The sequence below is a fragment of the Cupriavidus sp. 05N38 genome (assembly GCF_056397345.1).
On sequence record NZ_JBFTNF010000020.1, the window covers coordinates 30,441 to 44,038 of the forward strand.

13 protein-coding genes and 2 tRNA genes are annotated in these 13,598 nt (G+C 65.8%); 10 read left to right on the forward strand and 5 right to left on the reverse strand.

Translation table 11 applies throughout. The features are described from left to right. Positions 1-28: 28 nt before the first annotated feature. Positions 29-646 carry a LysE family translocator gene (locus tag AC1DK4_RS16450; protein ID WP_441619345.1) on the forward strand — a complete coding sequence of 206 codons (618 nt, stop codon included), beginning with the start codon at positions 29-31 and terminating at the stop codon, positions 644-646. A 396-nt stretch (positions 647-1,042) separates the two neighbouring features. On the opposite strand, the gene rpsU is transcribed toward AC1DK4_RS16450, so the two are convergent. Together rpsU and AC1DK4_RS16460 are read right to left on the reverse strand one after the other, a co-directional pair. Then, positions 1,043-1,255 carry a 30S ribosomal protein S21 gene (gene rpsU / locus AC1DK4_RS16455; RefSeq protein ID WP_006158571.1) on the reverse strand — a complete coding sequence of 71 codons (213 nt, stop codon included), beginning with the start codon at positions 1,253-1,255 and terminating at the stop codon, positions 1,043-1,045. Between the two features lie 34 nt (positions 1,256-1,289). Then, complete coding sequence (locus AC1DK4_RS16460) at positions 1,290-1,487, reverse strand: cold-shock protein (protein ID WP_006158572.1); 198 nt, start codon at positions 1,485-1,487, stop codon at positions 1,290-1,292. A gap of 128 nt (positions 1,488-1,615) precedes the next feature. On the opposite strand from AC1DK4_RS16460, the gene AC1DK4_RS16465 reads away from it, so the two are divergent. The 3 genes from AC1DK4_RS16465 (at position 1,616) to AC1DK4_RS16475 (ending at position 4,406) form a co-directional block, all read left to right on the forward strand. Beyond that, positions 1,616-1,691: transfer RNA gene (locus AC1DK4_RS16465), tRNA-Met, on the forward strand. Between the two features lie 257 nt (positions 1,692-1,948). Then, on the forward strand, positions 1,949-4,057 hold the full coding sequence (gene fusA, locus AC1DK4_RS16470) for an elongation factor G (protein WP_441619348.1): 2,109 nt from the start codon (positions 1,949-1,951) through the stop codon (positions 4,055-4,057). A gap of 79 nt (positions 4,058-4,136) precedes the next feature. After that, positions 4,137-4,406 (forward strand): hypothetical protein, encoded by a 270-nt coding sequence (locus AC1DK4_RS16475; protein WP_441619350.1) that lies wholly within the window; start codon positions 4,137-4,139, stop codon positions 4,404-4,406. Between the two features lie 78 nt (positions 4,407-4,484). Here AC1DK4_RS16475 and AC1DK4_RS16480 read toward each other — a convergent pair. The 3 genes from AC1DK4_RS16480 to fdxA form a co-directional block, all read right to left on the reverse strand. Continuing rightward, positions 4,485-4,560, reverse strand: a tRNA-Asn gene (locus tag AC1DK4_RS16480). 280 nt (positions 4,561-4,840) lie between these two features. Then, on the reverse strand, positions 4,841-5,950 hold the full coding sequence (locus tag AC1DK4_RS16485; protein WP_441619352.1) for an NAD(P)/FAD-dependent oxidoreductase: 1,110 nt from the start codon (positions 5,948-5,950) through the stop codon (positions 4,841-4,843). 111 nt (positions 5,951-6,061) lie between these two features. After that, entirely contained in the window at positions 6,062-6,385 is a 324-nt protein-coding gene (gene fdxA / locus AC1DK4_RS16490; RefSeq protein ID WP_441619354.1) for a ferredoxin FdxA, read from the reverse strand. A 359-nt stretch (positions 6,386-6,744) separates the two neighbouring features. Between fdxA and AC1DK4_RS16495 the strand changes: the two genes are divergently transcribed. The 6 genes from AC1DK4_RS16495 (at position 6,745) to AC1DK4_RS16520 (ending at position 13,497) form a co-directional block, all read left to right on the forward strand. Beyond that, complete coding sequence (locus AC1DK4_RS16495; RefSeq protein ID WP_441619356.1) at positions 6,745-7,293, forward strand: hypothetical protein; 549 nt, start codon at positions 6,745-6,747, stop codon at positions 7,291-7,293. Between the two features lie 116 nt (positions 7,294-7,409). Further along, positions 7,410-8,588 (forward strand): nicotinate phosphoribosyltransferase, encoded by a 1,179-nt coding sequence (gene pncB / locus AC1DK4_RS16500; protein ID WP_477131646.1) that lies wholly within the window; start codon positions 7,410-7,412, stop codon positions 8,586-8,588. A 58-nt stretch (positions 8,589-8,646) separates the two neighbouring features. Continuing rightward, positions 8,647-9,333 carry a LutC/YkgG family protein gene (locus AC1DK4_RS16505; RefSeq protein ID WP_441619360.1) on the forward strand — a complete coding sequence of 229 codons (687 nt, stop codon included), beginning with the start codon at positions 8,647-8,649 and terminating at the stop codon, positions 9,331-9,333. Between the two features lie 208 nt (positions 9,334-9,541). Then, complete coding sequence (locus AC1DK4_RS16510; RefSeq protein ID WP_441619362.1) at positions 9,542-10,960, forward strand: sodium:proton antiporter; 1,419 nt, start codon at positions 9,542-9,544, stop codon at positions 10,958-10,960. Positions 10,961-10,970: 10 nt separating this feature from the next. Continuing rightward, positions 10,971-11,969, forward strand: coding sequence for a 2-hydroxyacid dehydrogenase (locus AC1DK4_RS16515; RefSeq protein WP_441619364.1), 999 nt, complete (start codon positions 10,971-10,973; stop codon positions 11,967-11,969). Positions 11,970-12,012: 43 nt separating this feature from the next. After that, complete coding sequence (locus tag AC1DK4_RS16520) at positions 12,013-13,497, forward strand: DNA recombination protein RmuC (protein WP_441619366.1); 1,485 nt, start codon at positions 12,013-12,015, stop codon at positions 13,495-13,497. The last annotated feature ends 101 nt before the right edge of the window (positions 13,498-13,598 follow it).

The following is a 13,598-nucleotide window of genomic DNA, read 5'->3' on the forward strand; positions in this document are numbered from 1 at the left end:
ATATTCCAGTATCCCCAGAGGAGCCGCAATGTCTTTCGAACACTGGCTGGCATTCGTGCTGACAAGCATCGTGGTGCTGATCATCCCGGGGCCGACCATCCTGCTCGTGATTGGCGATGCACTTGCCCATCGCGGCCGCTCGGCCTACGCGACGGTGGCCGGCGTGGCAGCCGGCGACCTGACCGCCTTCACCTTGTCGATGGCCGGGCTCGGCGCGGTGCTCGCCACCTCGGCGGCGCTCTTCACGGCACTGAAGTGGGCCGGTGCCGCCTACCTGGTCTACCTGGGCATCCAGGCCCTGCGCGGCGCATCGCGCGCGAGCGCAATGGCGGTCAAGTCGCAGTCCGGCAGCAGCAGGCAGCGCTTTGGCAAAGCCTGGCTGGTGACGGCGCTCAACCCCAAGAGCATCGTTTTCTTCGTGGCCTTCGTGCCGCAGTTCCTCGATGCCCGCCAGGCATTCTGGCCGCAGGCAGTGGTGCTGATTCCCACCTTCGTCGTGATGGCCACGGCCAACGCCGCGATCTACGCCATGCTGGCGCGTGCGCTGGCGACCCGCCTGACCACGCGGCGCGCGCAGGCCAACGTGCAGCGGGCAGGCGGCATCACGCTGATCGGCGCCGGCGCGCTGATCGCCGCGCGCAGCTGACGCGGCAGCCGGCGGTGCAGGCGGGCCGCCGGGGCGGTCTGCCTTGCGCGAGCGACAGGCGGCACAATACCCTGGCGTGGCGGTTGCCGGGGCGAATCAAAGCGGGGAAACAGGCGGGGAAGCAGGGGGGAATGCGCGGGGCGGGGAGAATGTGCGGCACGCCGGACAGGCGAGCGCATACAACACACCAGCCGCATTCGGTTCCGCTGGAACGACGGGCAGGGTGAAGCGCAGGAAGAGTCGGGCGGGTGGCGGAAGCCTGGCCCCGAAGGGCCGGACTACCGGCCGCGCCGCGCCAATACGAAAATCCGCCAGGTGACGATTGGCGGATTCATACGGCCCACGCGGCCTGCGGCAAATCGCGCTGAAGCACGCTCGCCGCTTGCAATGCCAGAATCAGTACATCTTCTTCGGCAGCATTTGCATGCGCAGACGTTTGCGAAGGCGCGATTCCGCTGCCTTCTTCTTGCGCTTGCGCTCGGTCGTGGGCTTCTCGTAAGCGGTACGGCTCTTGAGTTCAACGATCAGGCCGGTCTGGAGGATGGCCCTACGGAAACGCCGCATTGCAACTTCAACGGGCTCACCGGGTTTCAAGACGATCTTAGTCAATTCTGTCCTTTAGCATTGCCGCAAAGCGGCGGGTTCAAACGGGGGAAACATTGGCCGCTTCAGGGCCTTTCTTGCCCTGTTGCGACTGGTATTGCACTCGCTGGTTGTCTTGCAGCGGAGCACCCCCGCGAACCTGAGAGATGTGGACGAACAAGTCCTTGCCACCGGCGTCGGGGGTAATGAAGCCAAAACCCTTCTGGGCGTTGAAGAACTTGACGGTACCAGTTTCCATGAAGATTCCTCTTTTGAGCGCAAAAAATGCGCCCACTTGCTTTTACAGGTTTACGTAAACACTGTCAAGGAAAGATGCCGAAAACGCTTCACATATCCGCTTCAGTGGCGTATAGTACGCCCCTCTGACGCGGGGTGGAGCAGTTGGCAGCTCGTCGGGCTCATAACCCGAAGGTCGCAGGTTCGAGTCCTGCTCCCGCAACCAGACCGTATTCTACTAAAAAGCCCGCCCCTTATCGGTGGGCTTTTCTGTTTTTTGCGACCGCCGCGCGCTGCTTTTGCGCGGGCTTGCGGCGGGCCGTGCGACCCGCGTCGCGAATGTGATGGAAAAATTGCCCGGCGCCGGCATCACGGCGCGAAGCGGCATGTCCGTGCTGCCCGCCAGGCCCCGTCCCGCGGGCCGTTCAGTACGCCGCCCGCGAAAGTGATACTCTTTTGAGCGATACCTACCAGGAGATCGCCGTGAGCCGCAAAACCCCCATCGAGCGCTACCGGAACATCGGTATCAGCGCGCACATCGACGCCGGCAAGACCACCACCACCGAGCGCATCCTGTTCTACACCGGGGTCAATCACAAGATCGGCGAGGTGCATGACGGCGCGGCCACCATGGACTGGATGGAGCAGGAGCAGGAGCGTGGCATCACCATCACCTCGGCTGCGACCACCGCCTTCTGGAAGGGCATGGCCGGCAACTATCCCGAGCACCGCATCAACATCATCGACACCCCGGGCCACGTGGACTTCACCATCGAGGTGGAACGCTCCATGCGCGTGCTCGACGGCGCGTGCATGGTCTACGACGCGGTAGGCGGCGTGCAGCCGCAGTCGGAGACCGTCTGGCGCCAGGCCAACAAATACAAGGTGCCGCGCATCGCCTTCGTCAACAAGATGGACCGCGTCGGTGCGGATTTCTTCCGCGTGCGCGCGCAGATCGGCGAGCGCCTCAAGGGCAACCCGGTGCCGGTGCAGATTCCGATCGGCGCCGAGGACGGTTTCCAGGGCGTGATCGACCTGGTCAAGATGAAGGCCACGGTATGGGACGACACCAGCCAGGGCCTGCACTTCGAGTATCGCGACGTCCCCCCCGAGCTGCTGGCGCTGGCGACCGAATGGCGCGAGAAAATGGTGGAGGCCGCAGCCGAAGCCAGTGACGAACTGCTTCACAAGTACCTGGGCGGCGAGGCGCTGAGCGAGGAAGAGATCAAGGCGGCCCTGCGCAAGCGCACCGTCGCCAACGAGATCGTGCCGATGCTATGCGGCAGCGCGTTCAAGAACAAGGGCGTGCAGACGCTGCTCGATGCCGTCATCGACTACCTGCCGTCGCCGGTGGATGTGCCCGCCATCCTGGGCCATACCGTGGACGACAAGGAGGCGGAGCGCCATCCCAGCGACGACGAGCCGTTCTCCGCGCTGGCCTTCAAGATCATGACCGATCCCTTCGTCGGGCAGCTGATCTTCTTCCGCGTCTATTCCGGCGTGGTGAATTCCGGCGACACCGTGTACAACCCGGTCAAGGACAAGAAGGAGCGGCTCGGGCGCATCCTGCAGATGCACGCCAATGTGCGCAGCGAGATCAAGGAGGTGCGCGCCGGCGACATCGCCGCCGCGGTCGGCCTCAAGGAGGCGACCACCGGGGACACGCTGTGCGATCCGACCAACGTGATCATCCTCGAGCGCATGAGTTTCCCGGAGCCGGTGATCTCGCAGGCCGTCGAGCCCAAGACCAAGGCCGACCAGGAAAAGATGGGCCTGGCCCTGAACCGCCTGGCGCAGGAAGATCCGTCGTTCCGCGTGCATACGGACGAGGAATCGGGCCAGACCATCATCTCCGGCATGGGCGAGCTGCACCTGGAAATCCTGGTCGACCGCATGCGGCGCGAGTTCAATGTGGAGGCCTCCGTCGGCAAGCCGCAGGTGGCGTACCGCGAGACCATCAAGCAGGGCGCGAAGGATGTCGAGGGCAAGTTCGTCAAGCAGTCCGGCGGGCGCGGCCAGTATGGCCATGTGGTGATCGACCTGGATCCGCAGCCGGCCGGCAAGGGCTATGAATTCGTCGATGCGATCAAGGGTGGCGTGGTGCCGCGCGAATTCATTCCTGCCGTGGACAAGGGCATCCGCGAGACACTGGAAACCGGCGTGCTGGCCGGCTACCCGGTGGTGGACGTCAAGGCCACGCTGGTGTTCGGCTCCTACCACGATGTCGACTCGAACGAAAACGCGTTCCGCATGGCCGGCTCGATGGCGTTCAAGGAGGGGATGCGCCGTGCCAAGCCGATCCTGCTCGAGCCGATGATGGCGGTGGAAGTGGAGACGCCCGAGGAATTCACCGGCAACGTGATGGGTGACCTGTCATCGCGCCGCGGCATCGTGCACGGCATGGAGGACATCGCGGGCGGCGGTGGCAAGCTGGTGCGCGCCGAAGTGCCACTGGCCACGATGTTCGGCTACTCGACCTCGCTGCGCTCGCTGACCCAGGGGCGTGCCACCTACACGATGGAATTCAAGCATTACACGGAAGCACCGGCAAATGTGGCGGAGGCCGTCATCAATAGCCGGCAGACGCGCTAGCGTGCCCTGAGCGGCAGGGCGAGGGCATCGCGCGGCTTGCGTGCCGCGCGGCGCCGCATTGACTCGAAAGGAGAGTGCGATGGCCGAGCAGCTATATCCCCACTTGCCCGCCGATGAACAGCACGAGGTCCAGGTCTTGTGCGAGCGGCTGGGCTTCGTGCCCAACGATTTCGAGATCCAGCAGGAACCGGTCGTCGCCGGCGATCCGCGCCGGCTCAGCGTGAGGCGGCTCTCCAACAGTGCGCAAAGCGCCTATGAGGCAGCCCCCGGGCTGGAGTGGATAGAGGAACTGGAGAGCGATCTGGAATGTGGGCTGTATGGGCAGCCCGCGCGGAGTGCTTCGGCGTAGCAATGCGCCAGGAGAGCTTGGAAAGCGAAGCGCCATGTGAAAAAGGCCCGCAATTTCTTGCGGGCCTTTCACGTTCTTTGGCTCCCCGAGCTGGGCTCGAACCAGCGACCTGCGGATTAACAGTCCGTCGCTCTACCAACTGAGCTATCAGGGAACAGCTGAGAAAAGGATTATAACCAGTTTCTCTTTTATTCGTCAACACCCTGGCGACAACTTTTTGCTGCTTTTGCTGCCGGTGCTGCGAAACTTCTGGTTCCGCCTGAACGACCCACGCGCCTGGCCGATGATCTGGCCTGCGCTGCCGGTGTCCGGTGGCGAGGGCCAGATTATAGGAGAGCTTTTTATTTTTTGCCATAAAAAAACCGCCCCGGAGGACGGTTTTTTTATGTTGCGCCCGATTGCCGGACGGGGCCGGCGAGCAGGGCGCCCCTGGCTCAGTCGAACACCGGCGAATCGACGCCGAGGATCTTGTGCAGCTTCGGCGAGGTCGTGGTGTACTGCATGTGGATCTTCTTCGCGGGGAAGATATACGGCGCGGCACCGAAGGCGGCCAGCGCGGCTTCGTGGAAGCCCGAGAGGATCAGCTTCTTCTTGCCGGGGTAGGTGTTGATATCGCCCACCGCGAAGATGCCGGGGATATTGGTCTCGAACTTCTCCGTGTCCACCTTGATCTGCTTGCGCTCCAGGTCCAGGCCCCACTCTGCGATGGGACCGAGCTTGGGCGAGAGGCCGAAGAACACCAGCAGGTCATCGAGCGGCAGGCGGCGGGTCACGCCATCGGCACCGGTCACCTTGATTCCCGTGAGCAGGCCGTCCTTTTCTTCGTAGCCGCCGATCTGGCCGACCAGGAACTGCATCTCCATCTGCTCGCACAGTTCCTTCATCTTGGCGACCGATGCCGGCGCGGCGCGGAAGCCGTCGCGGCGATGGATCATCACCACCGACTCGGCCTTGCCGACCAGGTCCAGCGCCCAGTCAAGGGCGGAGTCGCCGCCGCCGACGATGACGAGGTTGCGGCCGTGGAAGCGGCTCGGATCCTTGACACGGTAGAACAGCTGCTTGCCGTCGAACTTGTCGATGCCTTCGACCTTTACCGTGCGCGGCTGGAACGAGCCCACGCCGGCGGCGATAAAGATCGTCTTGGTGATGAGGCGCGTTCCGAGCGAGGTCTCGACGAAGAAGCGGCCGTCTTCACGGCGCTCCACCACGGCAACTTCCTGCCCCAGGTGGAAGGTCGGCTCGAACGGCTCGATCTGCTTGAGCAGGTTGTCGGTCAGCTCCTGGCCGGTGCAGATGGGCACCGCCGGGATGTCGTAGATCGGCTTGTCCGGATAGAGTTCGACGCACTGGCCGCCCACGACTTTCAGCGAGTCGATCACGTGCGCCTTGATTTCAAGCAGGCCCAGTTCGAAGACCTGGAAGAGTCCGACCGGTCCCGCGCCGACGATCAGCGCGTCGATTTCCAGCGGCTGGCCGCCAGCGGCGTTGCCGGCGGCGACGTTGTGGCCGGCGTCGGCGACGGGGTTAGGGATGCTCAAGTCCATATTCGTCCTGATACGTTGTGGGCACGGGCGTGCCCGGCATTACGGGAAAGCTCGCGTGTGGGGACGGCTTTCTGGCCTGCTTTTGGTCTTGTGCCCTGGCCGGCGTGTCGATCAGCGCTCGAGGTATTGCAGCTTCTCGCTCACGTCCTTCCATTGGTCCGCGTCCGCCAGCGGCGACTTGGTCTTGGTGATGGACGGCCAGTTGCGCGCGAGTTCGGCGTTCAGGTCGATGTACGGCTGCTGGTCGCCAGGCACGTCTTCTTCTGCATAGATCGCATTCACCGGGCATTCCGCCACGCACACCGCGCAATCGATGCACTCGTCCGGGTCAATGGTGAGAAAGTTCGGACCTTCGCGGAAGCAATCAACCGGACACACATCGACGCAGTCGGTGTATTTGCAGCGGATGCAGGATTCGGTGACAACGTGAGTCATTTCGGTTCCAGAAAAACGGGATCGGCTTCGATGGGGGAACAGGCTTGTTGTGCGTTGCGGGTCACGCCGCCATGCGGGCGGGATGGGAATTCCCTTGGGGTCACCATCCATTCACCGTACGCGACGCGAGCGCAGGCCGTGGCCTTTCAAAGACCGATATTGTAGCCGAGCCACAAACCTAGGGTAATCCTCCTATATAGCCGGATCAGATAGTTTTCTTATTTCTTTATGCGCATTTGATCCAACGCAGTGCCGCGGCCTGGCGCGAATGTGCTTCGCTGGCCCATGGCGCGGCGCCGTTGTATGCTGCCTGAGCCTGCCCGCGCGGTGCTGCCGCGCGTCCACCCGAGGAGAGCGCCATGCCTGTACCCGTCTGCAAGCCGCCAGCCAGCGGCGCCCGGCGTTTCCCTGCGGCTGGTCTGCTTGCCCGGCTGGCGCTGCTGCTTGCGGTGGCCGCGCCCCTTGCCCATGCGCAGACGCTCGCGCAGGCCGGGCTGCCGCCCGAGAGCGTGGTGGCGCGCCTGATGGCATGGCGCATGGAGACCGACCGGCCGGTACCCCTGGAGGCACTGACGCGCTTCGAGTGGGACGACTTCGGCGTGGTGGTCGAGCCGGCCGGCGAGGCCATGGCCAACTGCGGCCAGGCCGGCTTCATGCCCTGCGACGCAGGCCTGCAACCGGCGCGCGGCGCGCCGGTGCAGGTGCTGGTGTTCCGCCGCGCGGCTACGCGGGTCTACTGGGAGCGCATCACGGTCCGCTCCGCCGCCTTCGCCGAACCGCTGCCGGACGCCGTGCCGCGCGCGCAGGCCATGCTGGTGGTCTGCCCCGGCTACAAGGGCGAGCAGCTATGGTGCTTGCGTGGCAGCGCCCGCGGCCGCCAGCCCGACCGCTTCCTCGATGGTGCGTGAGACAGGCGCCACGGACGGTCGCCGGCCGGGTCGCAATCCCGGATCGCAATCCCGGGCCGCCAGCCGCACTTTCGGTTAGCATGTCGCACTGACTCGGCTTTGCCGTCTGGCCCGACATGATCATTGCCTCCCTGCTCGACACCGACCTGTACAAGTTCACCATGATGCAGGTCGTGCTGCATCATTTCCCGGCGGCGCAGGTCGAGTACCGCTTCAAGTGCCGCAACGCGGGCGTCGACCTGACGCCCTATGTCGACGAGATCCGCGACGAGATCACCCAGCTCTGCCAGGTGCGCTTCACGCAGGAGGAGCTGGACTACCTGCGCGGCCTGCGCTTCATCAAGAGCGACTTCGTCGATTTCCTCGGCCTGTTCCACCTCAACGAGAAATACGTCACGGTCGCGCCTGTCGCGCCGGRCAGCGGCGAGATCGAGATCACCATCCGCGGGCCGTGGCTGCACACCATCCTGTTCGAAGTGCCGCTGCTGGCCATCGTCAACGAAGTCTACTTCCGCAATACCCAGCCGAAGCCGGACTGGAGCGAAGGGCGCCGCCGCCTCGAGGACAAGCTGGCCCTGCTGAAGATGCCCGGCCACGCCGATTGCGTGATCGCCGACTACGGCTCGCGGCGCCGCTTCTCGCGCGACTGGCAGGAAGAAGTGTTGCAGACCATGCGCCGCGTGCTTGGGCCCCAGCTGGCCGGCACCAGCAACGTGCATTTCGCGCGGCTGCATAACCTGATCCCGCTCGGCACCATGGCGCACGAATACCTGCAGGCCTGCCAGGCGCTGGGCCCGCGGCTGCGCGATTCGCAGGTGTTCGCGCTCGAGGTATGGGCCAAGGAATACCGCGGGGATCTCGGCATCGCCCTGTCCGACACCTACGGATTCGATGCCTTCCTGCGCGATTTCGACCTTTATTTCTGCAAGCTGTTCGACGGCGTGCGCCACGATTCGGGCGATCCCTTCGCCTGGGGCGAGCGCATGCTGGCCCACTACGCGGCGGGCCGCGTCGACCCGCAGGGCAAGACGCTGATCTTCAGCGACAGCCTCGACATCCCGCGTGTGATCGAGCTGTACGAGCGCTTCGGCGGACGCTGCCGCCTGGCGTTCGGCGTGGGCACCAACCTGACCAACGACCTCGGCTACACGCCGCTGCAGATCGTCATCAAGATGACCCGCTGCAACGGGCAGCCGGTGGCCAAGCTGTCGGACACGCCCGAGAAGACCATGTGCGACGACCCGGCATACATGACGTACCTGCGGCAGGTGTTCGGCATCCAGGCACCGGCCTGAAGCGACGCGCACCAAGATCCCGCCAGCTATCCCAGTACCCTTTTTCGGAACCCATGCCATGAACACCACTTCCGCCCGCGACCGCATCTTTGCCCGCATCCGCGGGGCCCAGGGCCGCGCCGCCGGCGTCAGCAACGGCGAACGCGCCGCTGTGGCCGACTACCTTGCGCGCCATCCCGCCGGCCCGCGCCCGCCGGCACCGGCGGACCGGGTCGCCACCTTCCAGGAGCAGGCAGTGAAGCTGGCTTCCACGGTGGAGCGCGTGGCGACCATGGCAGACGTGCCGGCCGCCGCCGCGCGTTACCTGGACAGCCTGGGCCTGGTGCGCAGGGCCGTTGCCTGGGACAGCTTCGGCGTGCTCGACTGGCAGGCGCAGGGCCTGACGGTGGAGTGCCGGCCACCGGTGCGCGACGCGCAGGCCGACCACGACCATGGCGACATGGTCGGCATCACGGGCTGCTTCTGCGCCATTGCCGAGACCGGTTCGCTGATGCTGCTGTCCGGCCCGCAGACCTTCGCCTCGGCCGCGCTGCTGCCGGAGACGCATATCGCGGTGGTGCCGGTTTCGCGCATCGTCGACGGGATGGAAGATGCTTTCGCGCTGATGCGCAGGGAGCGCGGCGAGCTGCCGCGCGCGACCAATATCATCAGCGGTCCCTCGCGCACCGGCGACATCGAGCAGACCATCGTGCTCGGCGCGCACGGACCGTATCGCGTGCACGTGATCCTGGTCGAGCGGGACTGAATCCCGCGCATCGACATGCTTCGCCGCGTGGCCGGAATGCCCGCGCGATTGCTTTACACTTGAGGGCTTGGCAGCACGCCGGTGGCCCGTCGCGCCTGTCCTGTCCTGTCCTGAGCTGACCTGCGCTGAGCAGACCGGCGCGCGCGCGGTCTCCGCCTGCCGCCGCCCGGCGCGGGTGCCGCAATCCAGAACAAGGAGATCCCGGCCGATGCGTCGTGCCCTCGCATTGCTTTTACCGTTGCTTGCATCGACGCCCGGACTGGCCCGTGCCGCGGAGCTCGACGGCGCCACGCTGTCGCCGCTGTGGGCCTTGCCGTTTGCCGGCACGCTGCTCTCGATCGCGCTGTTGCCGCTGATCGCGCCACGTTTCTGGCATCACCACTACGGCAAGATCGTCGCGGCCTGGGCGCTGGTGTTCCTGGTCCCGTTCGCGCAGGCCTTTGGCGGGCATGCCGCGGCCGCAGGCGCCGTGCATGCGCTGCTCTCCGAGTACATCCCGTTCATCGCGCTGATCGCCGCGCTGTACGTCGTGGCCGGCGGCATCTGCGTGCGTGGCAATCTGCACGGCACGCCGCGGCTGAATACCGGGCTGCTCGCGCTCGGCACGGTGCTGGCCAGCCTGATGGGCACCACGGGCGCGGCCATGCTGCTGATCCGGCCGCTGCTGCGCGCCAACGATAACCGGCGCCATGTGGCGCATGTGGTGGTGTTCTTCATCTTCCTGGCTGCCAATGCCGGTGGCGCGCTGACGCCGCTGGGCGATCCGCCGCTGTTCCTCGGTTTCCTCAAGGGCGTGGATTTCTTCTGGACGCTGCGCAATATCCTGCCCGAGACCTTGTTCATCTGCAGCGCGCTGCTGGTGATCTTCTATTTCGTCGACCGGCACTACTATCTGCGCCGTGAGGAAGAGCTGCCGGCGGCCGCCGATCCCACGCCCGATTCGGCAGGCATCCGCATCGAAGGCAAGCGCAATTTCATCCTGCTGCTGGCGGTGGTTGCCCTGGTGCTGATGAGCGGGCTGTGGAAGCCCGGCATCGAGTTCGACGTGATGGGCACGGTGGTCGGCCTGCAGATGGCCACGCGCGATGTCCTGCTGGTGGCGGTAGCGCTGCTGTCGTTGTGGATCACGCCGGCCACGGCGCGCAGCGGCAACGAGTTCACCTGGGAGCCGATCCTGGAAGTGGGCAAGCTGTTCGCCGGCATCTTCCTCACCATCATCCCGGTGATCGCCATGCTCAAGGCCGGCACCGATGGCGCCTTTGCCGGCGTGATCCGCCTGGTCAGCGATGCGGGCGGCCGGCCCGTCGACAGCATGTACTTCTGGGCCACCGGCATCCTGTCCTCGTTCCTCGACAACGCGCCGACCTACCTGGTGTTCTTCAACACCGCCGGCGGCGACCCCGTGACGCTGATGACGCGGGATGCGTCGACGCTGGCGGCGATCTCGGCCGGCGCCGTGTTCATGGGCGCCAATACCTATATCGGCAACGCGCCCAACCTGATGGTCAAGGCGATTGCCGAGAGCCGCGGCGTGCGCATGCCCAGCTTCTTCGGCTATATGTTGTGGTCGGCGTGCGTGCTGGTGCCGCTGTTCCTGATGATGACTTTTATCTTTTTCCACGTGTGAGCACGCAACCATGAGCAAGCCCTCCGTCCTCGTGACCCGCGCCATCTTTCCCGAAGTGATCGACCGGCTCGCGCAATATTTCGATGTCGACAGCAACCAGCAGGACGAGGCGCTCGACGCCGCCGCGCTGAAGGCGCGCCTGGCGGGCAAGGCCGGYGTGCTGGCCAATGCCGCGGATCGCATCGACGGCGAGCTGCTGACAGGCCTGCCGGCCTTGCGCGCGGTCTGCAACATGGCGGTGGGCTACAACAACCTCGACGTGCCCGCGCTGAGCGCGGCCGGCATCGTGGCGACCAACACGCCCGACGTGCTGACGGAAACCACGGCCGACTTCGGCTGGGCCCTGCTGATGGCCACCGCGCGCCGCGTGACCGAGTCCGAGCACTGGCTGCGCGCGGGCAATTGGCAGCGCTGGAGCTTCGACATGTTCCTCGGCGTGGACCTGCACGGCAGCACGCTCGGCATCCTCGGCATGGGCCGCATCGGGCAGGCGCTGGCGCGGCGCGGGGCAGGCTTCGGCATGCCCGTGATCTATCACAACCGCAGCCGCCTGCCCGAGGAAACCGAGCGCGCGCTCAATGCGCGCTATGTCAGCAAGGCCGAACTGCTGGCGCAATCCGATCACCTGCTGCTGGTGCTGCCCTATGGCGCGCAGAGCCATCACAGCATCGGCGCCGCCGAGCTGGCGCAGATGAAGCCGTCGGCCACGCTGGTCAACCTTGCGCGCGGCGGTGTCGTGGACGACGCCGCGCTGGCCGAGGCGCTGCGCGAGCGCCGTATCTTCGCCGCCGGGCTCGATGTGTTCGAGGGCGAGCCGAGCGTCCATCCCGGCTTGCTGGCGGTGCCCAATGTCGTGCTGACCCCGCACATCGCCAGCGCCTCCGAAAAGACCCGGCGCGCCATGGCCGATCTAGCCGCCGACAACCTGATCGCCGCGCTGGACGCAGGCCCGCAGGCGGGCCATCCGCCTTCGGTGATCAATCCCGAAGTGATGGCACGCCGCCGCTGATGCATCCTGGTTGCCACGGCGCCTTCGATCACTCCCGACATACATGAACCTGATTTCTCTTTTGACGCTCGCGCTGGCCGCCGCCGCGGTGCTGTTGCTGGTGGTCTTGCTGCTGCGCCAGCGCGGCGCGCCGGCTGACGCCAGCCCGGAACTGCTGCGCCTGCTCGCCGAGCTGCGTGCCGAAGGCGCGCGTGGCACCGAGCGGCTGGAGCGCGAGTTGCGCACCGAGATTGCGCAGAGCGCGAGCGTCGGCCGGGGAGAAGCCGGCCAGCAGATGATGCGCTTCCAGCAGACGCTGTCGTCGCAGCTGACCAGCATCGCCACGCTGCAGAACAACCAGATCGACATGTTCGCGCAGCAGCTTGCCAAGCTGACCGAGTCCAATGCCCAGCAGCTCGACCAGGTCAGGCAAAACCTGCTGCAGCAGGGCCAGCACGCGCGCGAGGAGCAAGGCCTGGCGCTGCGCCGTTTCGGCGACGTGCTGCAGCAGCAGCTCGGGCAGATCTCCGAAGGCAACGAGCGCCGCCTGGGCGAGGTGCGTGCCACGCTCGAGCAGAAGCTCAAGGAGATCGAGGCCAACAACGCCACCAAGCTCGAGGAGATGCGCCGCACCGTCGACGAGAAGCTGCACGCCACGCTGGAGCAGCGTCTCGGCGAATCGTTCAAGCTGGTGTCGGAGCGGCTCGAGCAGGTGCACCGCGGGCTGGGCGAGATGCAGGCGCTGGCGCAGGGCGTGGGCGACCTCAAGCGGGTGCTGACCAATGTGAAGTCGCGCGGCACATGGGGCGAGGTGCAACTGGAAATGCTGCTCGAACAGGTGCTGACCACCGAGCAATACGCCAAGAACGTCGAGACCGTGCGCAATTCTGGCGCGCGGGTGGAGTTCGCCATCCGCCTGCCGGGCAAGGATCCGTCGGGCGGGGAAGTCTGGCTGCCGATCGATGCCAAGTTCCCGAAGGAGCAGTACGAGCGGCTGCTCGATGCGCAGGAGCGGGGCGATGTGGATGGCGTGGCCACCTTCGGGCGCGAACTGGAAGTGGCGATCCGGCGCGAGGCGCAGACCATCTCGGAAAAATACGTCTCGCCGCCGGCCACCACCGATTTCGCCATCCTGTTCCTGCCGACCGAAGGCCTGTACGCCGAGGTGTTGCGCCGGCCCGGCCTGGTCGACCTGCTGCAGCGGGACCATCGCATCACCGTGGCCGGGCCGACCACGCTGATGGCCTTGCTCAACAGCCTGCAGATGGGATTCCGCACGCTGGCGCTGGAGCGGCGCTCGAGCGAGGTATGGAGCGTGCTGGGCGCGGTCAAGACCGAGTTCGGCAAGTTCGGCGTGGTGCTGTCCAAGACCCGCGACACGCTGGAACGGGCGGCGCGCAATATCGAGCTGGCCGAAGTACGCACGCGGCAGATGGAGCGCAAGCTGCGCGCGGTGGAGGCGATGCCCGGCGAGGCTGCGCAGGAACTGCTGGGCCTGGGTGCCGTGGAGCAGGCGCAGGGCGAGGAAGGCGAAGGCGAGGGCGGCTGAAGCAAGCCCCTGGCGAGGGAGCCCCGGGGCGAGGGTGTCCATGACGAAAAAAGCGCATCGAACCGATGCGCTTTTCTTTTTTGAGGCTGGCCGGGCGGCCG